Genomic DNA, 24,338 nt, shown 5'->3' with positions numbered 1-24,338 from the left:
CTGACAAGGGTTAATTGCAAATAAATTACTGTTCGACCTAAATTTCGCCACAACGCTGTATTTCACAACGATTTGCCTGGTAACTGCGCAAAATCCTGGGCAAAAAGCGCCACTTTATTCCAATCAGTGTATTCAACTTCTTTCGATGTATCGGTTTCCCCGCCGGTCATACGCATAATGAATTGAATCATGACGCGATCAAACCAGCGATAACGCGGATAACGCAACGCCCCGGCGAAAACCGCACAGCAATCGGGTTGCCACGGTGACTGTTCCAGGAACTTGCGCGTGTACGCATTGGTCTCTGGCGTACACTTATCTGCTTTGCGCGCCGTCAGGTTGACACTAAAGAAGCCGCTCACCCGCTGCAGCAGTTGTGCTTTGTGCTGGGTGACAAATTTCAGCAACGCCGGATTGAAATGGCCATAGCGGATCGAAGCACCAATCAGCACGCGATCGTACTGCAACCAATCAATCTGCTGCGCCTCCAGTAAATCGATCACATCGCATAGCTGATGCGGCACTAACGTCTGCGCAATGCGCGCGGCAATGTCACGGGTTTGTCCATCGCGGCTGGAATACAGAATCAACGCTTTCATTACTCAATCCTATTTTATTATTCGCGCCAGAAGGTCGGCGTGAACAGCACCAGCAGCGTGAACACTTCAAGGCGTCCAAACAGCATGGTCAAAATCAAAATCCACTTCGCGACATCATTCATTGAAGTGAAGTTGTCTGCCACCACACCCAAACCGGGCCCGAGGTTATTCAGGGTCGCGGCCACGGCAGCAAAAGCAGAGAAGTCATCCACGCCGGTGGCGATGATCGCCAACATGCTGAGCAGGAACACCAGCGCATAAGCTGAGAAAAAACCCCATACCGCTTCGAGGATACGTTCCGGCAGCGCGCGGTTACCCAGCTTGATGGTGTAAACCGCGTTCGGGTGCACCAATCGCTTCAGCTCACGCGAACCCTGCTTGAACAGCAGAAGAATGCGGATCACCTTCAAACCGCCGCCGGTTGAACCCGCCATGCCGCCAATAAAGGCTGAGCACAGCAACAGCACCGGCAGGAACAGCGGCCAGCGCGCAATGCTGTCGGTAGTAAAACCGGCCGTGGTCGCCATTGATACCACCTGGAAAAACGCCTGATTCAGCGTTTGCCAGCCGCTGGCGTATACATTGTGGAACCACAACACTATGGTACAGATCAGCACTAAGGTCAGTTGTACGCCAATAAACATGCGGAATTCGGGATCGCGCCAGTACACTTTCAGGTTGCGACCACTTAATAAAGAGAAGTGCAGGCCGTAGTTACAGCCCGAGATCAGCAGAAATACCGCGACGATGGTGTTGATGGTTGGGCTATTAAAGTAGCCGATGCTGGCATCATGGGTTGAGAACCCGCCAATCGCGATTGTCGAGAAGCTATGGCCGATAGCATCAAACATCGGCATGCCTGCCAGCCACAGCGCCAGCGCGCACGCCACGGTGAGCAACACGTAGATCAGCCACAGTGTTTTAGCTGTTTCCGCAATACGCGGGCGCATCTTATTATCTTTCAGCGGCCCCGGCATTTCAGCGCGATAGAGCTGCATCCCGCCCACGCCCAGAATGGGCAGAATCGCCACCGCCAGCACAATGATCCCCATCCCGCCGAGCCACTGCAGCATCTGACGATAGAACAGAATCGCTTTCGGCAGCGTATCCAGTCCCACCAGCGTAGTAGCGCCGGTGGTAGTGAGGCCAGAGAAGGATTCAAAGAACGCATCGGTGATTGAAAGATGCGGCTGTTCGGCGAAGATAAACGGCATCGCACCGACGCTGCCCAGCACGGTCCAGAAAAGCACCACGATGAGGAAGCCTTCGCGCGGCTTGAGTTCGGTTTTCTGCTTGCGGTTTGGCCACCACAGCAGCGAACCGATAACGATCGCCATCATAAAGGTCTGACTGAACGCGCGCCCGGCACCATCACGGTAAATCAAAGCGACGAGGCCCGGTAAAATCATGGTCACCGAGAAAAGAATCACCAGCAGGCCCACGATGCGGGTAATGGCGCGAAAATGCATTCAGCCGTTTCCTTTAAACAGAAGCTTTTAGTTTGTCAGCGGGATGAGCGTCAGCGCGCCCCGGCTGTAATCAGAGAGGTTTTGGCGAAAGCCATCAATCTGCGCATGCGGCAACGCTAAACGCAGCGCAATACGATCCTGATAATGGCTCTCTTCTATAATGCCGTCAAAACGTTGCAGCAGGCGCTCGATGTCGCTGAGTTGGGCGTAATCGCAGTGCAGAGTAAAAGATTCCATCGGCACTTTACGCTGACGCGCCAGTTGCTTCAGCCCTTGCTGCACGCCGCCGCCATAAGCTTTTACCAGTCCGCCGGTGCCAAGCATGATGCCGCCATAATAACGCACCACCACCGCAGTGATCTCACCGACGCCGCTGCCCATCAGCTGGGCCAGCATCGGTTTGCCTGCGGTGCCAGAAGGTTCGCCATCATCGGAAAAACCCAACTGCTGCGAATCATCCGGCGCACCCGCCACCCACGCCCAGCAGTGATGCCGCGCGGTGGGATGTTCCTGCTTCACCTGCTGCACAAACACGCGCGCCGCTTCCACGCCGGCCGTGTGCGCCAGCAAGGTGATGAAGCGGCTTTTCTTGATGGTTTCCTCGCTGAGACTCACGGCCTCAGCGGGAATGTCGTAAGCATCCATCAGGCAAGGTGCAGATCGCGCGTCATGTTTTCAATGCGATTAGCGTGAACCACCACGTTATCCTCGATACGAATACCGCCGTACGGTTTCAGTGCATCGATTGCCGCCCAGTCAAAGTATTGGCTGAACTTACCGCCGCGCAGCTTCGCCAGCAGCGAATCGATAATATAGAAGCCCGGTTCGATAGTCAGCACCATGCCTGGTTCCAGCACGCGCGTACATCGCAGATACGGATACTGCGACGGTGCCGCCAGATGCGTGCCGTTGTCATCCTGCATAAAGCCAGCCACATCGTGCACCTGCAGGCCGAGCGGATGTCCGAGGCCGTGCGGCATAAACGGTCCGGTTAAATCTTCCGCCACCAGCGTCTCTTCAGTCAGGCCTTTCACCAGCTCGAACTTCAGCAGCAGACGCGCAATACGCTGATGCATCTGCAGATGATAATCGGTATAGCGCACGCCGGCTTTCAAGGTGGCGATTAGCGCCAGCTCTTCCTTGTTCATCGCCGCAACCATTTCGGCATAGCGCGATTTGCTCTGCGCCGCGTAGCTGCGCGTCAGGTCAGCGGCGTAACCGAGATACTCTGCACCGGCGTCAATCAGGAAGCTGTGACGTTTGGCCGGCGGCTGATGATCCAGTTTGGTGTAGTGCAGCACCGCGGCATGTTCATTGAGCGCGATGATGTTGCCATAAGGCACATCGGTATCGCGATGGCCGGTTGCGGTCAGATAGGCGATATTGATATCGAACTCGCTCATGCCAGAGAAGAACGCCTCTTTGGCAGCGCGATGGCCCGCCACCGCCAGCTTCTGCGCTTCACGCATGCACGCCAGTTCATACTCGGTTTTGATACTGCGATGATAATGCAGGAAATCGATCACGCCTTTCGGGTTCACCTGCTCGCTGTTAATGCCGAGCTGGGAAGCGCGTGACGGCACCGGACCGATATAGGCCACGTTCTCGCGCTGTGCAGGCAACAGCTGCGCGATCTCATCGGCACTCTTCAGGCCAATCACATCCACATCGTTGGTCCAGAAGCTGTTTGGCAGCGGCTCAACGTTGTGCCAGTAATCAACCGGCGAATAGAACCACAGCTTGGGTTTATTCACGCCATCAATCCATAACCAGCAGTTTGGCACCTGCGTCACCGGCACCCACGCTTTGAACTGGGGATTCACCTTAAACGGATAGTCGTGATCGTCGAGAAAAACGGTCAGCAGCTCGCCGGAATGAATCAGCATGGCATCAAGCTTAAAGCGAGCCAGCACCTGCTGCGCTCGCTGCTGCAGCGTATTGATGTGCGCGTGATACAGGGTTTTCAGTGAATCCATGGACTTGTCTCCGATGTCGCGAAAGTGGCCGCAGTGTAGCACAGCCGTGTTAGCGATGCCGTGCTGCGCGCGCTGTGATCGTTGTATCAAATAATCAAACTCTCGTTTGCAAATAATTAACATCACACTCACACTCCAACTCATCTGGTATGACCAGATCAACTTTCGCGGTTTCAGGAGACGGACATGCTCTACCAAGGCGATACCCTTTCAGTTCACTGGCTTGACGACGGCATCGCCGAGCTGGTTTTCGATGCGCCCGGTTCGGTGAACAAACTCGATACCAAAACCGTTGCCTCATTGGGCGAGGCATTAAGCGTATTGGAACAGCAACCCGCGCTGCGCGGCCTGTTGCTCACGTCGGCCAAACCGGCATTTATCGTCGGTGCCGACATCACAGAATTCCTGTCGCTGTTTGATGCGCCACAAGAGAAGCTGAGCCAGTGGCTGGCATTTGCCAACAGCATCTTCAACCGTTTAGAGGATTTGCCGGTGCCGACCGTGACCGCCATCGACGGCTATGCGCTGGGTGGCGGCTGTGAATGCATACTGGCGACCGACTTCCGCATTGCCACGCCTACCGCACGCATCGGCCTGCCGGAAACCAAACTGGGCATCATGCCGGGCTTTGGCGGCAGCGTACGTTTGCCGCGCCTGCTTGGCGCCGATAGCGCGATGGAGATCATCGCCGCCGGTAAAGATGTTGATGGCAACAGCGCCCTGAAACTCGGTTTGGTGGATGCGGTGGTCAGCAGCGACACATTACGTGCCGCCGCGCTGACCGTATTGCAGGACGCCATCGTGCAGGGCAACTGGCAGGCTCGCCGCGCGCCGAAGCTGGCACCGCTGAAACTCAGCCCGATTGAAGCCGCCATGAGCTTCACCATCGCCAAAAGCATGGTGCTGCAAACCGCCGGCAAACACTATCCGGCACCCATTACCGCCGTGAAAACCATTGAAGCCGCCGCCAGCCTCGGACGTGATGATGCGCTGAAGCTGGAAACCGCCGCGTTTGTGCCGCTGGCGCAGAGCGACGTGGCGCGCGCGCTGGTCGGTATCTTCCTGAACGATCAGTACGTCAAAGGCCTGGCGAAAAAACACAGCAGTGCGGCCGGTGCGCCGCAGCAAGCCGCAGTATTGGGCGCAGGCATTATGGGCGGCGGCATTGCCTATCAATCGGCATGGAAAGGCGTGCCGGTGATGATGAAAGATATCAATCCGCAGGCGTTAACGCTGGGCATGACTGAAGCCAGCAAGCTGCTGAACAAACAGCTGGAGCGCGGTAAAATTGACGGCGCGAAACTGGCGAGCGTACTCACCACCATTCAGCCCACGTTGGATTACGCCGGATTTGAACGTACCGACGTGGTAGTAGAAGCGGTAGTTGAAAATCCGCAGATCAAAGCCAAAGTGTTGGCAGAGACCGAGCAGCATCTGCGCGAGGATGCCATTCTCGCCTCCAACACCTCAACCATTCCGATCAGCCAGCTGGCGCAAGCCCTGAAACGTCCGGAAAACTTCTGCGGCATGCACTTCTTCAATCCGGTACCGCGTATGCCGCTGGTTGAAGTGATTCGCGGTGAGAAAACTTCAGAAGCGACCCTCAGCAAAGTGGTGGCTTGGGCGAGCAAAATGGGCAAGACGCCGATTGTAGTGAATGACTGTCCCGGCTTCTTTGTGAATCGCGTGCTGTTCCCCTACTTCGCCGCCTTCAGCCTGCTGCTGCGCGACGGCGCGGATTTCCGTCAGGTCGATAAAGTGATGGAAAAACAGTTCGGCTGGCCGATGGGCCCAGCGTGGCTGCTGGATGTGGTCGGCATTGATACCGCGCATCACGCTCAGCACGTGATGGCGCAAGGCTTCCCGTCTCGCATGCAGAAAGATTATCGCGACGCGATCGACGTGCTGTTTGAAGCCAAACGTTACGGCCAGAAAAACGGTCAGGGCTTTTACCGCTGGGAGCAGGATAAAAAAGGCAAAGCGCAGAAGAGAGCCGATGCGGCTGTCGATGCGCTGCTGGAACCGATTTGCCAGCCGAAGCGCGTGTTCAGCGATGACGAGATCGCCAACCGCATGATGCTGCCGATGCTCAACGAAGTGGTGCGCTGCCTCGAAGAGAAGATCATCGCTTCACCGGCCGAAGCTGATATGGCGCTGGTGTACGGTTTAGGCTTCCCGCCGTTCCGTGGCGGCGCGTTCCGCTACATGGATACGCTGGGCAACAGCAACGTGGTCGATCAGGCCAAACGTTATACCGCGCTCGGCCCGCTGTACGCGCTGCCGGAGCTGCTGTTGCAAAAAGCCCATCAGCATCAGAGCTGGTATCCCGCGGTGCAACCGATTGACGAAGCGGCGCTGCAAAGTGCCTGAGGTAATGAAAATGGAAAAAGTGGTAATTGTTGATGCGGTTCGCACGCCGATGGGCCGCTCCAAAGGCGGCGCGTTTCGTCAGGTGCGGGCGGAAGATCTCTCGGCGCATTTGATGCGCGAGCTGCTGAGCCGCAACCCGGCAGTCGATCCCGCCACGCTGGACGACATTATCTGGGGCTGCGTGCAGCAGACGCTGGAGCAAGGCTTCAACATTGCACGTAACGCCGCGCTGCTGGCGGAGATCCCGCATCGCGTGCCTGCCAGCACCGTCAACCGCCTGTGCGGTTCCTCGATGCAGGCGCTGCACGACGCGGCGCGCGCGATTATGGTTGGCGATGCGCACAGCTGCCTGATTGGCGGCGTAGAACATATGGGCCACGTGCCGATGAGCCACGGCGTGGATTTCCATCCGGGCCTTGGTCGCACGGTGGCAAAAGCGGCGGGCATGATGGGGTTAACCGCCGAGATGCTGGCGCGCATGCATCACATCACGCGTGAGCAGCAGGATGCTTTTGCGCTGCGTTCGCACCAGCGCGCCTGGGCAGCAACCCAGCGCAGCGACTTCAAGCGTGAAATTGTGGCGACCTACGGCCACGACGCCGACGGCGTGTTGAAACGTTTTGAGAGCGACGAAGTGATTCGCGAAGAGACCAGCCTCGAAGGATTGGCTGCGCTGCGCCCGGCGTTCGATCCGGTCAACGGCACCGTGACCGCAGGCAGCTCATCCGCGCTCTCCGACGGCGCAGCCGCAATGTTGATCATGAGCGAAAGCCGCGCACGCGAACTCGGTCTGACACCGCGCGCGCGCATTCGCAGCATGGCGGTGGTGGGCTGCGATCCGTCGATTATGGGTTACGGTCCGGTTCCCGCCAGCAAGCTGGCGCTCAAGCGAGCGGGATTGAGCGTGCAGGATATCGACCTGTTTGAGTTCAACGAGGCTTTTGCCGCACAGGCGCTGCCGTGCATCAAAGACATGGGCTTGCTGGAACAGTTGGATGAGAAAGTAAATTTGAATGGGGGCGCGATTGCGCTCGGTCATCCGCTGGGATGTTCCGGCGCGCGTATCAGTACCACGCTGCTGAATCTGATGGAACGTCGCGATGCGCAATTTGGTCTGGCGACCATGTGCATTGGCTTAGGCCAGGGCATCGCCACGGTGTTCGAACGGGTTTAATACGTTAATGTTGCACGTGTTCCCGCCCTTTCGGGCGGGCTTTTTTGCGCAATAAATTGCGCCGCTACGAATCCCTGCACATTGTCGTAGCGACGCGATTTATCGCGTTCTATTGACCTTAAATAAACGCAAACGCATCGCCAAACATCTGCGCTTCCAGCGCACCGCGCTCGGCGCAGAAACGCTCACGCGCAATCTTCGCCATCTCAAAACGACCGGCAATATAGATATCGTGCTCGCTAAGCGACGCGAAATCCTGCATCACCGCCGTCAGCACCGTGCCGCTGCGTCCGGTCCAGTCATCCGCCGGTTGTTCAACCACCGGGATCACTTTCAGATTCGGATGCTTCACCGCCAGCGCATTCAGCTCATCCAGATCGTACAGATGCATCAACTCACGGCCGCCCCAGTAAATCGCGATCTCGCGATCGGGTTTCTGTGCCAGCGCGGTCAGCAGAATAGAACGCGCATAGGAGAAGCCGGTGCCGCCCGCGATCAAAATGATCGGACGCTCACTATCTTCACGCAGCCAGGCATCGCCGTGCGGCATATCAACCGTAATCTGGCGATCGTTCTTGATGCGGTCCATCACCGCCATCGCGTAGAGATTGAGATCCGACGCGCCGATGTGCAGCTCAATGATGTCCTTTTCCATTGGCGTAGAAGCCAGTGAAAACGGGCGCTTATCGCGCTCATCCATCACCACCATCAAATACTGTCCTGCGCGGAAGTTAAAATCCGCAGCCGGAATTAAACGAACGCGGTAAACCGTGTCCGTAATCGCTTCAACCGAAGTCACTTTGCAGCTTAACGTTGTCATGCGTTCCCTTTTTCTTCGGGTCTAATTGGTCTGCCGCCGTTAGCGCTGCGGCGGCTCGGCAAAGATAGCTAACTCATCCCAAATGGCGTCAATGCGCGCGGTCACCGCCGGATCTTTCACAATCGGCGTGCCCCACTCGCGCGTGGTTTCGCCCGGCCACTTATTGGTCGCATCAAGTCCCATCTTCGAGCCTAAGCCAGAAACCGGCGAGGCGAAGTCGAGATAATCGATAGGCGTGTTCTCAACCAGCACCGTATCGCGCGCCGGATCCATGCGCGTGGTGATCGCCCAAATCACATCATTCCAGTCGCGCGCGTTGACGTCGTCATCGCACACAATCACGAACTTGGTGTACATGAACTGACGCAGGAACGACCACACGCCGAACATCACGCGCTTGGCATGACCAGCGTACTGTTTCTTGATCGTCACTACCGCGAGGCGATAAGAGCAGCCTTCCGGCGGCAGATAGAAATCAACGATCTCCGGGAACTGCTTGATCAGAATCGGCACCAGCACTTCATTGAGCGCCACGCCCAGCACCGCCGGTTCATCCGGTGGACGTCCGGTGTAGGTTGAATGATAAATCGGGTTGCGACGTTGCGTTACGTGCGTCACGGTAAACACCGGGAAGCTGTCTACTTCATTGTAGTAGCCTGTGTGGTCGCCGTACGGACCTTCCGGCGCGACATCGCCCGGCTCGATGTAACCTTCCAGCACGATTTCTGCGCTGGCGGGCACTTCAAGCTCGTTAGAGATGCACTTCACCACTTCGGTTTTGTTGCCACGCAATAAACCGGCAAAGGCGTATTCCGACAGCGTATCCGGTACTGGCGTCACCGCGCCGAGGATGGTGGCAGGATCGGCGCCCAGCGCTACCGACACCGGGAAACGTTCGCCAGGATGCGCTTTACACCACTCCTGGAAATCCAGCGCGCCGCCGCGATGCGACAGCCAGCGCATAATCACGCGGTTCTTGCCGATCACCTGCTGGCGATAGATACCCAGATTTTGTCGCTCTTTATGCGGGCCGCGCGTGACGGTCAATCCCCACGTAATCAGCGGCGCAGCATCGCCCGGCCAGCATTTCATCACCGGAATGCGCGACAGATCGACTTCATCGCCGCTGAAAATCTCTTCCTGGCACGGCGCATTGCGCAGGCGCTTGGTCGGCATGTTCAGCACTTGCTTGAACTGCGGCATCTTATCGAACAGATCGCGGAAGCCTTTTGGCGGTTCCGGCTCTTTCAGGAACGCCAGCAGTTTGCCCACTTCGCGCAGCGCACTGACCTCTTCCTGGCCCATGCCCATCGCCACGCGTTTTGGTGTGCCAAACAGATTACACAGCACCGGCATGTCGTACCCTTTCGGGTTTTCGAACAGCAGCGCCGGGCCGCCGGCGCGCAGCGTGCGGTCGGCAATTTCAGTCATCTCTAACTCAGGATCGATCTCCTGAGTGATGCGCTTTAACTCGCCACGCTGTTCCAGCAATGCGAGGAAGTCTCGTAAATCCTGATATTTCATGCGGCTTTAGCTTTCCGGCCAGAGTGAAACGCCATTATAGGGGCGTTTCACGCTGACATGTTGAGGTTTTGCGTCAGGCAGGCTGACAGGAAAACGGCACCAGCGACTGAATCGCCAATACATCGTGATAAGCCGCAATCGGCTCGCCGTGACGGAACACTTTGAAGTCTTCACCGCGTGCGCTGTAGTAACGCAGGCGATTTTCGCTCACGTGCAGGAAGCTGGCTTCGCGCAGCGCAATCACCGATTCATGCGGATTAACGGCACAGAACTCGGCCAGTCGTTCGTCACGCGTTTCACCCATGTGGCCGCTCACATGCGCATCAAGATAATGCGGATTGATCTGCACCGGGAACAGGCCTAGCGCGGGCAACACTACGCTGCTGCGCACCGGCATATCATTGGTGGTGCGAATGGAAGGCGTTGCCACATTGCAACCGGCGCTCCAGCCGACGTACGGCACATCACGCTCGCGCACCGCGCGTTGGATAGCGACGATCAAGCCGTGCTCGTGCAGCATTTGATTGAGGAACCAGGTATTTCCGCCGCTCACCAGAATCAGCTCAGCTTGCTCAATCGCCGCAACGGGCGATGCGAACTCGTGCACGGTGCGCACGTCAATGCCTAACGACGCGGATAAATCCTGCGCGCGCTGCGCATGATCGCCACGAATAATCGCGTACGGCACCAGCACCGCCGAGGTGATGCCGCGCTGGGCGATCATCGCATGCAGCTGCGGGTGGGCGTAACCTAACAGCGGCGCATCGTCAGCCACTTTGCCGTTACTCAACAGGAACAGTTCCATCAGCCACTCCTTTTCAATCGAAAGATGGGGATGGAGTCTGATACAGATGGTCGCCAGCCGTCAATTTTCTTGCAAGAAAGCGTAAATAAGCCGCATCAATCGGATAAATCGTAGTGAAATTGTTTTCAGCGCCCGGTTTCCACCCGCCGATGCGCTATAACTCTGACAACTGATTTGATATTCTTAGCGTCCATTATTTGGGAGCGGTTATGGAATCCTGGTACTTACTCTATTGCAAACGTGGACAACTGTTGCGCGCGAAAGAGCATCTTGAGCGGCAAGAGGTGAATTGCCTCAGCCCAATGATCGCTCTGGAGAAGATTGTGCGCGGTAAACGCACCACCGTGAGTGAGCCGCTGTTTCCCAACTATCTGTTTATCGAATTCGATCCCGAAGCGATTCACACCACCACCATCAGCAGCACGCGCGGCGTCAGCCACTTCGTGCGCTTTGGCACCATGCCGGCCACCGTATCAAATGATGTGATCGAAGCGCTGCAAACCGACGCGCCACAGATCGTGCTCGATCCGGAAACCCCGCAGAGCGGTGATGAAGTGATCATCACCGATGGCACTTTCGAAGGGCTGCGCGCCATTTTTGCCGAGCCGGATGGTGAAACGCGTTCTGTTCTGCTGCTTAACATGCTGAACAAGCAGGTCATGCGCAGCGTGGATAACAAACAGTTCCGTAAACTCTAAGCGAGTTTAAACAGCTGACGCGCGTTGAGATTAACCTGCGCGCCCAGCGCTTCCGCCTCTTCGCCACGCCAGTTTGCCACCTGCTGCACAATATGCGGCAGGAAGCACGGCTCATTGCGGCGCGAAGTGGGACGCGGATGCATATCGCGCGGCAGTAAATACGGAGCGTCGGTTTCCAGTAACAGGCGCTCAGCCGGAATCAGCGGCAGCAATTCACGCAGTTCCATACCGCGACGCTCGTCGCACACCCAACCGGTAATGCCCACCGACAATCCCAGCGCCAGGCACGCTTGCAGCTCGTCACGCGTACCGGTAAAGCAGTGCACAACTGCACCAACCAGCTTCGGTAGCCACGGCTCAAGTACTGCGACAAAACGATCGTGCGCTTCACGACAATGCAAAAACACCGGCAGCTGCAGCTCAGCGGCCAATGCCAGCTGCGCATCGAAAGCGTATTCCTGCTGATCGTGGGCCGAAAGATTGCGATTGAAATCCAGGCCACATTCGCCAATTGCGACCACCTGCTCACTTTCCGCCAGGCGACGCAAGGTATTCGCGGTTTCCGCCGACCATTCACTGGCATGATGCGGATGGACGCCGGCGGTTGACCAGCAATAGCCCGCGTGCAATGCCGCCAACTGACGCGCCTGCTGACTCTCCAGCGCGTTGGTGCCGGTAATCAACAGGCCGGTGACGCCTGCTTCGCGCGCACGTTTTACCACCTGATCGCGATCTTTTGCGAATTGCGTGCTGGTCAGGTTTACACCGATATCAAACATGTCTTCTCCCCAATAAAAAACCGCCCAACGGGGCGGTTTAGATTCATCTTCCCGCGCGCTGCGGGATGCCCTGCATTAAGGACATCAGGATTCGGTGTTGTGTTCCTCATCCGAAGACTGACGTCCTTTACCCACATAGTAGCGGGAGAAGAATACGCCGACTTCAAACAGGCAGTACATCGGAATAGCGAGCAAAGTTTGCGAGAAAACATCCGGCGGTGTGAGCAACATCCCAACCACGAACGCGCCAACCAACATATATGGACGTTTTTTTCTCAGATCGTCCGGCGAGGTGATGCCGGTCCAGCACAGCAGCACAATCGCAATCGGCACCTCAAACGCCACGCCAAAGGCCATGAAAATCGTCATGACGAAGTCGAGGTAGTTGGTGATATCCGTTGCGATGGTCACGCCTTGCGGCGCGGTTTTGGCGAAGAAGCCAAACGCCAGCGGGAACACGATGAAGTAAGCAAACGCCACGCCGACGTAAAACAGCAGCGTACTGGAGAACAGCAGCGGCATCACCAGTTTACGCTCGTGGCGATAGAGCGCGGGCGCCACAAACGCCCACACCTGATACAAAATCACCGGTACGGCCAGAAACACCGACACGATAATGGTCAGCTTGATGGGCGTGAAGAATGGCGATGCCACGTCGGTAGCGATCATGCTCGCCCCGGCCGGCATCTGGCTGATCAGCGGTGCTGCGACCAGATGGTAAATATCATTCGCAAAGTAGACCAGACACAGAAAGATGACTAAAACAGCGATGATGCAATTCAACAAACGCTTGCGCAGCTCAATCAAATGGCTAATGAGCGGTTGGGTATCTTCAACGGCCATGTTTATCGTTCATCTTTTACGAGAGAAGTCTTCGCGGTGCCTGGTGGGGCACTGGCGACGGGAGGCGTTTCTGCTGCAGAGATTTCGTCAGTAGGCTGCGGAGTCTGTGCAGGCGCACTGGTTTGATGTTCTGCTGCTGCAGGCGTGACTGCAGGTGAAGTCACGGGCTGCACGGCGGCTGGCGGAGTCTGATGAATGGTGTTGGCTTCATCTTCCTCTTTTTCGAGATCGATACTCTGCTGCACCGAACGCTTCATGGAGTCGGCGGTTTTACGCAGTTCTTCCATAGACTCCTTCAGCTCGGGTGACAGCGTGCCACGGCCCGCTTCTTCCACCTTTTTCAGGCTGTCCTGCAATTCCTGCAGTTTCAGCTCTTGCGCCAGTTCGTTTTGTACATTCGCGGCCAGCGAGCGAATGGCCCTGATCCAGCCGACGACGGTTTTCACCGCAACCGGTAATCGTTGCGGGCCAAGCACAATCAGCCCGATCACGAACACCAATACCAGTTCACTAAAACCAATGTCGAACACAGTTATACCTGCTTGTCGTTCCGGGCGTCGTCTTTAGTCGCCGTGGTTTGCTGTTTGTCTGCCAGAGTTTTGGCGTTAAAGTCAGCGTCCTGCTCTTTCGGTTGATCCTTTTTATCGTCTTCATCGCCCATGGCTTTTTTGAAGCCGCGAATGGAAGATCCTAAATCCGAACCCAGGTTGCGAAGCTTGTTGGTACCGAACAGAAGAACAACAATGACGGCAATGATTAACAATTGCCAAATACTGATACCGCCCATGAGATATGCCTCTAATATTCTGTGAAAAACTGTTGACTGTAACGCACAGAAAGCCCGTATGATTTCGGGCTTTAGCTTGCGACATTACGCGATTTGAACCAGGCAGACAATCAGTTTGTCTTGCGCCAGCCAATAAGCCAGGTGACGATGCCAGCGGCCATTAATAGCGCCGGGAAGAAATCCCAATCCGGTCGACTTAACAGCACGGCGGTGCCACTTAATAACAGTGTAGCGCCTACACCAAACAGGTAGCGCGCCTGATGATTGCGTGTTCGCTGTACGTTTAAATCGGTGACGAGTTTATCGACGCTGTGCTTCAATAATTTGTGCTGGCGCATGCTGTCGTAAAATAGCTCCGGCAACTCCGGCAGTTTTTCCGCCCAGTACGGCGCTTTCTCTTTTACCGCCCGCAAAATCGCCGGGATACCAATCTGATCTTTGATCCAATCTTCGAGGAACGGCTTAGCCGTTTTCCACAGGTCAAGCTGCGGATAGAGCTGGCGGCCAATCCCTTCGATATACAGCAACGTCTTCTGCAGCAGCACCAGCTGCGGCTGCACTTCCATATTGAAGCGACGCGCGGTGTTGAACAGGTTCAGCAGCACGTGGCCAAACGAAATCTCAGCCAGCGGCTTTTCAAAAATCGGCTCACATACGGTACGAATGGCAAACTCGAAATCTTCGACGTTAGTATCGGGCGGCACCCAGCCTGAATCCACATGCAACTCCGCTACTTTGCGGTAATCACGGTTGAAGAAGGCGATGAAGTTTTCCGCCAGATAGCGCTTATCTTCTTTATTTAGCGAGCCAACAATACCGCAGTCGATAGCAATGTACTGCGGATCTTCTGGGTGATCATAGCTGACGAAGATATTGCCGGGATGCATATCGGCATGGAAGAAGCTGTCGCGGAACACCTGAGTGAAGAACACCTGCACACCGCGCTCGGCCAGCAGCTTCATGTTGACGCCGTGCTGCTCCAGCGTGGCGATATCCGAGATCGGAATACCGTAAATGCGCTCCATCACCATCATCGATTCGCTGCAATAATCCGAGAACACTTCCGGCACATACAGCATGCGGCTTTGGTCAAAGTTACGACGCAGCTGGATGGCGTTCGCCGCTTCACGCAGCAGATTCAGCTCATCAATTAAGGTCTTTTCGTAATCGCGCACCACTTCCACCGGACGCAGACGACGACCATCCGGTAGCAAACGCGGCACCCAACGCGCCAGGCGGTAAATCAGTCGCATATCGGCTCTGATCACCGGCAGGATGTCGGGACGAATCACTTTGATCACCACCGCGCGGCCGTTGGATTTCAGCGTCGCGGTATGCACCTGCGCGATAGAAGCCGAGGCCAGCGGTTTAATATCGAAGTCTTCAAACCAGGTTTCCACCGGGCCGCCAATCGACTTTTCAATCTGCTGTTTGGCTTTCACGCCATCAAATGGCGCAACGCGGTCCTGCAGCACCGCCAGTTCATCAGCAATCGCCGGTGGGAACAGATCGCGGCGCGTGGAGAGCATTTGACCGAATTTGATCCACACCGGACCCAGCTGCTCCATCGCTAAACGGATGCGCACGCCGGCGGAAGCGTCTTTATGTTGGTTAGGGATCCAGAAAATGCAGCGCCGCCACAAGCGTAAAAGCAGCGTGAAGCGCATGCGGGGAATCAGTTCATCAAGGCCGTAAGTCAGAAAGATCTTGATGATGAAGTATAAGCGCCGAATTTCTCCCAGCGTCATTTCGCCTCCAGCTGTGCCAAACGCGTTTCAAACGCATTGAGCGAACGTTCCATCGCTTCCACTTCCTCGCAAAACCATGCCAGTTCCAGTGCGCCCGGCGCAACGCGCCACTCTTCCGTCAGCACCTGACCAAGATAATCCTGGCGGCGGGTGAACTGCTGCTGCACGAATTTCAGCGCCTGCTGTGCGGCCTGGCTTACGCCTTGCGCGGCGATATCGCCAATCCACGGCGCGAGATATTCCGCCGGATCCAGCTCGGCGAGATCCATCAGCGCGGAGAATTGCTGTACCACCTGCAAATCGCCGTCCACCTCCAGTTCACCGCTACGAATCAGGCTGGTGAGCTGCTGGCGATCGCGCAGTTTCGGCAAAGTACTGACACGCAAACTCACCGTGCAGTCGCTGTTGTCTTGCCAATCACTCAGCACATCGAGTTGCGATTCGCTAAACACCAGCACCAAAGGAAAATCGAGCTCTTGCAGACGCAGCATCAATACCTTGCCCGCCAAACGCTGGCGTGCGGCTTTCAGGCTGCGATCGCGATAAAGAACACGGTTCAGGGCGGTCTCAAGACCGCCGGTGATGAGAGGAGTTAAAGTCATGATGGATTAGAATTTAAATCCGCGATGCAGCGCGACAATACCGCCAGTCATGTTGAAGTAGGTGGTATTTTCAAAGCCCGCATCGTTCATCATCGCTTTCAGGGTTTCCTGATCGGGATGCATACGAATCGACTCCGCCAGATAGCGATAGCTTTCAGCGTCTTGCGCCACCAGCTGACCAATGCGCGGCAGAATGTGGAATGAATAGGTATCGTAAGCTTTGCTGAGCGGCTCCAGCAGCGGCTTCGAGAACTCCAGCACCAGCAGACGTCCGCCTGGCTTCAGCACGCGGAACATCGATGCCAGCGCTTTCTCTTTTTCGGTCACGTTACGCAAGCCGAATGAGATGGTGATGCAATCGAAGTAGTTATCCGGGAACGGCAGCGCTTCGGCATTCGCCTGCACATAGCTGACATTGCCCGACACGCCGAGATTACGCAGCTTTTCGCGGCCCATCTTCAGCATCGAGCTGTTGATGTCTGCCAGCACAACCTGGCCGGTTTCGCCCACCAGACGTGAGAATTTTGCCGTGAGATCGCCGGTACCACCCGCCAAATCCAACACGCGCTGACCGCGGCGCACGCCGCTGCTGTCAATGGTAAAACGCTTCCAGACACGATGGATGCCAAACGACATCAAATCGTTCATCAGGTCATATTTTGCCGCGACGGAGTGAAACACGTCCGCGACTTTATCGGCCTTTTCGCTTTTCGCGACGGTCTGGAAGCCAAAATGGGTAGTTTCCTGCTGTGATTCATCTGCCATCGGTTTTACCTGTTCCACAAACAATTCTTGCCGAAGTGTATCAGAGTCGCGCTACACGAGCACGCGACCACCGTGCTATTCGTTGATGCGGCGCAGCGACTCGGTTGTTGGATCTGCAACGTTTTCATCCTCGGTGCGATCGTCTGCCCAATCTTCATCCGCCTCTTCCGGCTGCGCTTGTTCAACCAGCTGCGGATTAATCGGGCGTTTGATCTCCACGCCAAGCGAGCGGAAGGCTTCACTTTGCGCGATCAGATTGCCGCGCCCTTCTGACAGCTTTTTCATCGCCTGATGATAGCTTTGCTGCGCTTTGTCCAGATTGTGGCCGATGCCGCTCATGTCATCGACAAACAGCCGCATTTTGTCGTACAGCCGCGTTGCCCGATCGGCGATGCGCTGTGCGTTGCGGCTTTGATGCTCATAACGCCAGAGATTATTGATAGTACGCAGCGCCACCAGCAAGGTGGTGGGACTGACCAGCATGATGTTCTGCTGTAACGCTTCGCTGATCAGCTCGGGCTGGCGATCGATCGCCAGAAGAAACGCCGGTTCCACCGGGATAAACATCAGCACATAATCCAGAGAGCGTAAACCGGGCAATTGTTGGTAATCTTTACGGCTCAGCAGGCGAATGTGTCCGCGCATGGCGCTAACGTGTTCCTGAATCGCCTGCTCACGCGTGGCTTCATCGTCGGCGTTGAAGTAGCGCTCGTAGGCCACCAGCGTCATTTTGGCGTCGATCACCACATCTTTACCCTGCGGCAAACGCACGATCACATCCGGTTGCATCCTGCCCTGCTGTTCCAGCTGCACGCTAACCTGCGTTTGGTATTCGTAGCCTTCACGCAGGCCCGACGCTTCCAGCACGCGGGCCAACACCACTTCGCCCCAGTTTCCCTGAATTTTATTGTCGCCTTTCAGCGCTTTAGTGAGATTGACCGCTTCCTGCGCCATCTGTGCGTTGAGTTGCTGTAGCTGGCGAATTTCGTGGGTCAGCGTGTGACGCTCTCGCGCTTCGAGGCCAAAGCTGTCGGTTACCTGACGGCGGAAACCGTCCAGCTGTTCACGCAGCGGACCAATCAGGCTGTTCAGGCTTTGACGGTTTTGTTCATCGACGCGCCGTCCGCTGTTTTCGAAGATGCGATTGGCGAGATTTTCAAACTGCGCGCTGAGGCGCTGTTCGCTGTTGGTCAGCAGTCGCTGCTTCTCTTCTGCACCGTAGCGTGTCTCTTCAAGACGAATGGTCACTTCCCGCAGTTCGGCTTCCTGCGCGCTGTTCACTTCCAACTGGTTTCGCAGTTCCCGGCTGAGTTGTTCACTTTCGCCGCGCCAGTAATCAAGCTGTTGCAAACGTTCCTGCGCACCGCTCAGCGCACCGTGAAGCTGGCGCATCTCCTGTTCGCGTTGCTGAATTTGCTGCTGTAACTGTTCGAGCTGCTGCTGTTGACGCTGCTGCGCCTCTTCAAGCAGGCGACGCTCGGTGGTGAAGCTGGCGTGCTGATGGCCGGCGCGCAGTTGAGCAATGATCCAGCCAATGCCCAAACCGGCCAGCGCCAGCGCGCCGCAAATGATAAGTTGCTGATCCATAATCCCCCCGCGGATCGTCTCGCTGAGGGAAAAGGTAGAGCTCTACTGTATGAATGTCCAGATTTTTTTCCCTTCATACTTCAAGCCGCAGATGCGTTGGCTGCACGTTCTCACCCCAGTCACTTACTGATGTAAGCTCCTGAGGATTCGCTCGCTTGCCGCCTTCCTGCGACTCGAATTATTTAGGGAAAACGTTTTCTACTTAAAGCGCTTTTACGGTTAGATCGCCGGCTTTCCATGCATCAATCAGGAAGAATGGCATTGGCAACACCCACTCTTTTTCATTCTGGATTTTGGCCGGATAGGTCCAGCTTTTACCGTCGTAAGTGATCTCAACCTGCTGCCAACCCTCTTTCGCGTTTTCAATCTGGCCCGCCATGCTAGCAAAACCGGCGTTGCTGCCGACGTGGAAGCTGTCGGTTTGCCAGCGAATCGGCTGATGCGCCGGCCACGCTTGCGCCTGATGGAAACGGAAAATATCGTCATGATTCAGGATGCTTTCACGTACCGTTGGCCACAGCGCCACTTTGAGGAAGTACTGATCGGTAAAGCGTTCGCTGCCTTCATACTGCGCGATAAAGTCACGCATCTGCTGCTCAACGTTGTGGAACACGCCGTGGCAGCCGCCCCACATGCCCGCCAGCAGCAGCTCGGTATGCGAGAAGTAATCGCGCATATGATGGAACCAGTAAGGCGAATTCAACCAGGCTTCTACCGCCACCACTTCACGCTCGGAGAGCAGCGAATCCGCGTCACGCACGATATAGCGTTTGACGCTGGTATCGTCCATCACCAGGAAGCGCCACAGCGTTGGGAAGATGGTTTTCTCGTGCGACATATCCACCAGTTGGGTGTTAGGCTGCGCCAGGCGCTGCCAGACGTGCTGCGGCACGCTGTCGTCAAGATAGATGCGGCAGATCCAGTCAGGATAGAGCTCGCGCGCCACTTCGATGTTTTTAATCAAGGTTTCGCAGTAGCGTGGCTGGCCGCCATACAGGCTAAAGGAGATGATATTTTCTGCCGGATTACTGCGGTTGATCGGCGGCGGTGTGTCAGAAGGGAACGCTACTTTCGGCCCTTTACTGAAGGTCACATCGGATTTCTGCAGCGATTCGAGGCCGTAACGCGCCACTTCATCTTCTTTATTCAGCCAGCCGCACACTTCGGTTAATCCATCCAGCCAGGTTTCCGATGCCTGGGCACGCTGCGCAGCCGGAGCCTGATAGATTTTCTGGTAAATTTTATAGGATTTTTTGTGCTCGCCCACACGCATTAGAGTTAACGCGTAGTCGCTCAGCACCTGCATATGATTAGGCAAGACGCGCAGCACTTCTTCACAGCACTGACGCGCAAGAGGATAGTTATTTGCCGCCATCGCCTGGCGAAATCTCGCTGCTACACCTTCAACGCGTGATTGCGCAGTAGCGGGATTATTCATGAAATTAGGACGTGAGACAGAAACCATTTTGCGCATAAGAAATTTCTCAGTAGCTGCTGAAATTGCGCGCATTCTAATCAGGAAATTACAGAGTTTCCTATAAGCCTGGTCTCGAATTCATCCCTGGCTGGCGCACTAAATTAAGCGACGCGCGGCTTCAACCACAATTTTCACCGCATCACTTTCGGTCTGCTTCATGGTCGCGGCATCCGGGATCTCTTTTTGCGTACGGTTCACGATGACGCCAGCCACCATGCCGGCACGCAGTCCCTGACTGGCGCACATGGTTAACAGTGTAGCGGATTCCATCTCATAGTTAAGGACGCCCATTTGCTGCCACTCTTCCATTGAACCCTGGAAGCGATTCACTACGCGACCGGAGAAGGTATCGTAGCGTTCCTGGCCTGGATAGAAGGTGTCAGATGAGGCGGTAATACCAATGTGGGTTTTCGCGCCGCACGCTTCTGCCGCTGCCACCAGCGCGGTGGTGCAGGTGAAATCAGCCACCGCTGGGAACTCCATCGGCGCAAAGTGCAGGCTGGCGCCGTCGAGGCGTACCGATGCGGTAGTGACCAGCACATCGCCAACATTAATATGCGGCTGGATAGCGCCGGTGGTGCCAACGCGCAGGAACGTGCGCACGCCGAGTTGTGCCAGCTCTTCAACCGCAATTGACGTTGAAGGTCCGCCAATACCGGTGGAGCACACCACAACCGGTTTGCCATCCACTTCAGCCAGATAGGTGGTGAATTCACGGTGTGAAGCCAGATGCTGTGGGTTGTCCATCAGCGCGGCGATTTTCTTCACGCGCTCAGGATCGCCAGGCACGATGGCCAACGTGGCTCCTTTCAAATCAGCTTTGGTGATGCCAAGGTGGAAAACGTCAGACTGGGCCATAACAGACTCCTGATAATTGGGGATGAGCGCGCCACTCTACGTGAGCAGGCGGTATAAATATGTGACTCAATTCACCATCGATAATGAAACTTACATTATCAGAAAAACATTATGTGATTTACATCACACATTGGCGCTGTGCAATTCTGAATTGCTACAAGCGGTGCTGTGTAAGTGTTGGTGGCAATGTTAATAGAGAAGCAGCACACGTGAAAAAAATCCCTCTGCACCCTACGCCAGCCTTGCTTCACTTCGCCAGGCTATAGTTACGTGATTGCGCATTTGCTAGCACGGAGAGAACAATGAAAACCGAAGACAATATGGCACAAAAAACGGCACCCGGCGGCTTTGCACCGGCCGTTCAGCCCACCGCAAGCAGCACCATTATTACCAGCAGCGACGCGATTCATGCTGGCGAGACCTCGGTTCCGAGCCAGGGCGAGAATCTGCCCGCTTATTACGCCCGACCAAAAGAGTATCAAGGGACCTTGCCGGTTGTGTTGGTGGTGCAGGAGATTTTCGGGGTGCACGAGCATATCCGCGATGTCTGCCGCCGTCTGGCGTTGGAAGGTTATCTGGCGATCGCTCCGGAACTCTATTTCCGTGAAGGCGATCCCAACGATTACCACGACATTCCCACGCTGTTCAAAGAGCTGGTGAGCAAAGTTCCGGATTCGCAGGTGTTGTCCGATCTCGATCATGTGGCCAACTGGGCCACGCGCCACGATGGTGATATCCGTCGCCTGGCGATTACCGGTTTCTGCTGGGGCGGACGCATTAGCTGGCTGTTTGCCGCGCACAATCCGCAGGTCCGCGCGGCGGTGGCGTGGTATGGCCGTTTAGACGGTGAGAAGACGCTGAAGCAGCAGAAGCACCCGATCGATATCGCGGTGGATCTGAATGCGCCGGTGCTAGGTCTTTACGGTGGTCAGGATGAGAGCATCCCGCTGGAGAGCATTGATAAGATGCGACAGGCGCTGCATGCCGCCAATGCTAAAGCGGAGATCGTGGTGTATCCGGATGCAGGACATGCTTTCAACGCGGATTATCGTGCGAGCTATCACGCCGATTCGGCCAAAGATGGCTGGCAACGCATGCTGGCGTGGTTCGCGCAGTATGGCGTAGCGCCGAACGCGTAATAAAAAGGGGCGCGTATGCGCCCCAATTTCCTTCTCAACCACTAAACCGTTTCACCCCGCAGGTTTTGCGCCGCTTTTACCATGTTCGCCAGCGCCTGACGGGTTTCCGTCCAGCCACGCGTTTTCAGGCCACAATCCGGGTTAACCCACAGACGCTCTTCCGGGATGCTCTGCGCTGCTTTACGCAGCAACTCTTCCATCCACTCCACGCTCGGCACGTTCGGCGAATGAATGTCATATACGCCCGGACCGATTTCGTTGGGATAGTCGAACTCCTTAAAGGTATCCAGCAGATCCATATCGGAGCGTGAGGTTTCGATAGTGATGACGTCCGCATCCAGCGCAGCAATCGAGTCCATGATGTCATTAAACTCGCAGTAACACATGTGGGTGTGGATCTGGGTTTCATCCTGCGCCACGGCGGCATTAAGACGGAACGCATCCACCGCCCAGGTCAGATATGCAGCCCAATCGGACTGATGCAGCGGCAGGCCTTCGCGCAGTGCCGGTTCATCAATCTGAATAATGCCGATACCGGCTTTTTCCAGATCTTCCACTTCGTCACGCAGCGCCAGCGCAATCTGTTTGGCGATGGTTTCACGGCTCACATCTTCACGCGGGAACGACCAGCAGAGAATCGTTACCGGACCGGTCAGCATGCCTTTCACCGGTTTGTCGGTCAGCGACTGCGCGTACTTCGCCCACTCAACGGTGATGGCTTGCGGACGGCTTACGTCGCCGATGATAATTGGTGGTTTAACGCAGCGTGAGCCGTAGCTCTGTACCCAGCCGTTTTGGGTGAACACGAAGCCGTCGAGGTTCTCGCCGAAGTATTCCACCATGTCGTTACGCTCTGCTTCCCCGTGCACCAGCACGTCGAGGCCCAAACGTTCCTGCTCAACAATCGCCTGTTTGATGTGTTCGGCGATGCCAGTGCGATAGTTACCACCGTCGATGTTGCCTTTTTTGAAGTCGAGGCGCAGGCCGCGAATTTCGGTGGTCTGCGGGAATGAACCGATGGTGGTGGTCGGCCACGCTGGCAGGTTAAAGCGGTTACGCTGCGCTTTGGCACGCTCGGTGTAGCTGCTGGCACGTTCAACGTCTTTCGCCTGAATTTTCGCCAGACGCTCGCCGACGGCGGCATTGTGAACGCGCGTGGAGTTGGCTCGCGCACGAATCGGCGCGCTCCACTCGACCAGCGAAGCGGCATCATTGTTGTTCAGCGCATGACTCAGCAGTGCAAGCTCAGCGCACTTCTGCAGGGCAAAGGCGAACCAACTTTTCACCTCTTCATCGAGTCGGGTTTCCACGCTCAGATCGATTGGACTGTGCAGCAACGAGCAAGATGATCCGATCCACAACTGTTGGCGCTGACCCACCAGAGGCTGCAGACGCGCAAACCAGCTGCTGAGATCGGCACGCCAGACGTTACGTCCGTTGATCACGCCGACGGAGAGCAGCCAATCCGCGGGAATCTGCCTGTTCAACTGTTGGATGTCGTCTTTGCCGTGAACCAGGTCAACGTGCAGACCTTGCACCGGCAGCGCTTTGATCACGTCGAGGTTCTGGCCGATGCTGTCGAAATAGGTGGTGAGCAGCAGTTTGCTTTCGCCCTGCAGCGCGGCGTAAGCCGGTTTGAAGGCATCGCGCCACACTTGCGGCAGTTCCAGCGCCAGTGCTGGCTCATCAATTTGTACCCATTCGATACCGCGTTTTTTCAGTTCAGCCAGCACCTGTTGGTAAACCGGCAGAATGTCTTTGAGCAGTGACAGGCGATCGAACGGCACACCTTTCACTTTACCCAGCCACAGATAGGTAACCGGCCCCAGCAGCACCGGTTTAATCTTGTGCCCGAGCGCCAGCGCTTCATCAACTTCGTCCAGCAGTTGCGTCCAGGTGAGTTTGAACTGCTGGCCTTGAGTGAATTCCGGCACCATGTAGTGATAGTTGGTGTTGAACCATTTGGTCATTTCCGCCGCCGCCGCCGGTTCACCGCTTGGCGCGCGGCCACGGCCAAGGCGGAACAGCGTGTCGAGATCGACCGAGCCATCCTGGTTTTGGTGGCGTGCTGGCACATTACCCAGCAGCAGGCTGGTGGTAAGTACGTGATCGTACCAGGCAAAATCCCCCACCGGCAGCAGGTCGACGCCCGCCTCTTTCTGCTGTTGCCAGTGACGGGCGCGCAGTTCGCGCCCCACCGCCAGCAGCTCTTCCTGTGAGCTTTTACCTGCCCAATAGCTTTCCTGTGCTTTCTTCAGTTCACGACGCAGACCGACGCGAGGGAAACCGAGTGTATGGTTCAGAATGGTCATTTTCTG

General features: G+C 56.1%; 22 protein-coding genes. 4 read left to right on the top strand and 18 right to left on the bottom strand.

Translation table 11 applies throughout. The features are described 5' to 3' along the window. Positions 1-62: 62 nt before the first annotated feature. Genes hemG through pepQ form a run of 4 tightly spaced genes read right to left on the bottom strand, consistent with a single transcriptional unit; the run spans position 63 to position 4,044 of the window. The gene (gene hemG / locus HX773_RS22650; protein ID WP_176973409.1) at positions 63-599 is read right to left on the bottom strand and encodes a menaquinone-dependent protoporphyrinogen IX dehydrogenase; all 537 of its coding nucleotides are present in this window, start codon (positions 597-599) and stop codon (positions 63-65) included. Between the two features lie 17 nt (positions 600-616). After that, positions 617-2,068: a Trk system potassium transporter TrkH gene (trkH, locus tag HX773_RS22645; RefSeq protein WP_176973408.1), complete on the bottom strand. Its 1,452-nt coding sequence runs from the start codon at positions 2,066-2,068 to the stop codon at positions 617-619. A 27-nt stretch (positions 2,069-2,095) separates the two neighbouring features. Continuing rightward, positions 2,096-2,713, bottom strand: coding sequence for an IMPACT family protein (locus HX773_RS22640; protein ID WP_176973407.1), 618 nt, complete (start codon positions 2,711-2,713; stop codon positions 2,096-2,098). Continuing rightward, entirely contained in the window at positions 2,713-4,044 is a 1,332-nt protein-coding gene (pepQ, locus tag HX773_RS22635) for a Xaa-Pro dipeptidase (RefSeq protein WP_176973406.1), read from the bottom strand. The genes HX773_RS22640 and pepQ overlap by 1 nt, the downstream gene beginning before the upstream one ends. A gap of 186 nt (positions 4,045-4,230) precedes the next feature. Between pepQ and fadB the strand changes: the two genes are divergently transcribed. Together fadB and fadA are read left to right on the top strand one after the other, a co-directional pair. Further along, entirely contained in the window at positions 4,231-6,414 is a 2,184-nt protein-coding gene (gene fadB / locus HX773_RS22630; RefSeq protein WP_176973405.1) for a fatty acid oxidation complex subunit alpha FadB, read from the top strand. Between the two features lie 10 nt (positions 6,415-6,424). Beyond that, entirely contained in the window at positions 6,425-7,588 is a 1,164-nt protein-coding gene (gene fadA, locus HX773_RS22625) for an acetyl-CoA C-acyltransferase FadA (protein WP_176973404.1), read from the top strand. A gap of 118 nt (positions 7,589-7,706) precedes the next feature. On the opposite strand, the gene fre is transcribed toward fadA, so the two are convergent. From fre to pepE, 3 genes are all read right to left on the bottom strand, one after another. Beyond that, on the bottom strand, positions 7,707-8,408 hold the full coding sequence (gene fre / locus HX773_RS22620) for an NAD(P)H-flavin reductase (protein WP_008105825.1): 702 nt from the start codon (positions 8,406-8,408) through the stop codon (positions 7,707-7,709). A 39-nt stretch (positions 8,409-8,447) separates the two neighbouring features. Then, positions 8,448-9,932, bottom strand: coding sequence for a 4-hydroxy-3-polyprenylbenzoate decarboxylase (ubiD, locus tag HX773_RS22615; protein ID WP_176973403.1), 1,485 nt, complete (start codon positions 9,930-9,932; stop codon positions 8,448-8,450). A gap of 73 nt (positions 9,933-10,005) precedes the next feature. Further along, positions 10,006-10,737, bottom strand: coding sequence for a dipeptidase PepE (pepE, locus tag HX773_RS22610; protein ID WP_176973402.1), 732 nt, complete (start codon positions 10,735-10,737; stop codon positions 10,006-10,008). Positions 10,738-10,946: 209 nt separating this feature from the next. Here pepE and rfaH point away from each other — a divergent pair, with 209 nt between their 5' ends. Beyond that, positions 10,947-11,435 carry a transcription/translation regulatory transformer protein RfaH gene (gene rfaH, locus HX773_RS22605; protein ID WP_176973401.1) on the top strand — a complete coding sequence of 163 codons (489 nt, stop codon included), beginning with the start codon at positions 10,947-10,949 and terminating at the stop codon, positions 11,433-11,435. Here rfaH and tatD read toward each other — a convergent pair. The 10 genes from tatD to udp all read right to left on the bottom strand — a co-directional run bounded on the left by tatD (position 11,432) and on the right by udp (position 20,881). Further along, positions 11,432-12,214, bottom strand: coding sequence for a 3'-5' ssDNA/RNA exonuclease TatD (tatD, locus tag HX773_RS22600; RefSeq protein ID WP_176973400.1), 783 nt, complete (start codon positions 12,212-12,214; stop codon positions 11,432-11,434). The genes rfaH and tatD overlap by 4 nt on opposite strands. 84 nt (positions 12,215-12,298) lie before the next feature. Continuing rightward, positions 12,299-13,057, bottom strand: coding sequence for a Sec-independent protein translocase subunit TatC (gene tatC, locus HX773_RS22595; protein WP_176973399.1), 759 nt, complete (start codon positions 13,055-13,057; stop codon positions 12,299-12,301). Positions 13,058-13,059: 2 nt separating this feature from the next. Further along, positions 13,060-13,587, bottom strand: coding sequence for a Sec-independent protein translocase protein TatB (gene tatB / locus HX773_RS22590; protein WP_176973398.1), 528 nt, complete (start codon positions 13,585-13,587; stop codon positions 13,060-13,062). Positions 13,588-13,589: 2 nt separating this feature from the next. Then, a complete protein-coding gene (gene tatA / locus HX773_RS22585) occupies positions 13,590-13,844 on the bottom strand; it encodes a Sec-independent protein translocase subunit TatA (protein WP_008105810.1) in 255 nt (84 codons plus the stop codon). A gap of 110 nt (positions 13,845-13,954) precedes the next feature. Continuing rightward, positions 13,955-15,592 carry a ubiquinone biosynthesis regulatory protein kinase UbiB gene (gene ubiB, locus HX773_RS22580; RefSeq protein ID WP_176973397.1) on the bottom strand — a complete coding sequence of 546 codons (1,638 nt, stop codon included), beginning with the start codon at positions 15,590-15,592 and terminating at the stop codon, positions 13,955-13,957. Next, positions 15,589-16,194, bottom strand: coding sequence for an SCP2 domain-containing protein (locus tag HX773_RS22575; protein WP_008105807.1), 606 nt, complete (start codon positions 16,192-16,194; stop codon positions 15,589-15,591). The genes ubiB and HX773_RS22575 overlap by 4 nt, the downstream gene beginning before the upstream one ends. A gap of 6 nt (positions 16,195-16,200) precedes the next feature. Further along, entirely contained in the window at positions 16,201-16,959 is a 759-nt protein-coding gene (gene ubiE / locus HX773_RS22570) for a bifunctional demethylmenaquinone methyltransferase/2-methoxy-6-polyprenyl-1,4-benzoquinol methylase UbiE (RefSeq protein WP_008105805.1), read from the bottom strand. A gap of 75 nt (positions 16,960-17,034) precedes the next feature. Further along, complete coding sequence (gene rmuC / locus HX773_RS22565) at positions 17,035-18,546, bottom strand: DNA recombination protein RmuC (protein ID WP_176973396.1); 1,512 nt, start codon at positions 18,544-18,546, stop codon at positions 17,035-17,037. Between the two features lie 202 nt (positions 18,547-18,748). Then, positions 18,749-20,020, bottom strand: coding sequence for a tetratricopeptide repeat protein (locus HX773_RS22560; protein WP_176973395.1), 1,272 nt, complete (start codon positions 20,018-20,020; stop codon positions 18,749-18,751). A 99-nt stretch (positions 20,021-20,119) separates the two neighbouring features. Beyond that, positions 20,120-20,881 (bottom strand): uridine phosphorylase, encoded by a 762-nt coding sequence (gene udp / locus HX773_RS22555; RefSeq protein ID WP_008105797.1) that lies wholly within the window; start codon positions 20,879-20,881, stop codon positions 20,120-20,122. A 302-nt stretch (positions 20,882-21,183) separates the two neighbouring features. Here udp and HX773_RS22550 point away from each other — a divergent pair, with 302 nt between their 5' ends. Further along, complete coding sequence (locus HX773_RS22550; RefSeq protein ID WP_176973394.1) at positions 21,184-22,020, top strand: dienelactone hydrolase family protein; 837 nt, start codon at positions 21,184-21,186, stop codon at positions 22,018-22,020. A 41-nt stretch (positions 22,021-22,061) separates the two neighbouring features. Here the strand turns inward: HX773_RS22550 and metE are convergent, their stop codons facing one another. Further along, complete coding sequence (gene metE / locus HX773_RS22545) at positions 22,062-24,332, bottom strand: 5-methyltetrahydropteroyltriglutamate--homocysteine S-methyltransferase (RefSeq protein ID WP_176973393.1); 2,271 nt, start codon at positions 24,330-24,332, stop codon at positions 22,062-22,064. Positions 24,333-24,338: the final 6 nt, after the last annotated feature.

Source organism: Pantoea sp. B9002, from assembly GCF_013385945.1.
Taxonomy (GTDB): domain Bacteria; phylum Pseudomonadota; class Gammaproteobacteria; order Enterobacterales; family Enterobacteriaceae; genus Pantoea.
Note: the sequence above shows the minus strand (reverse complement) of the source record. Positions and strands in the feature narration are given on the sequence as shown.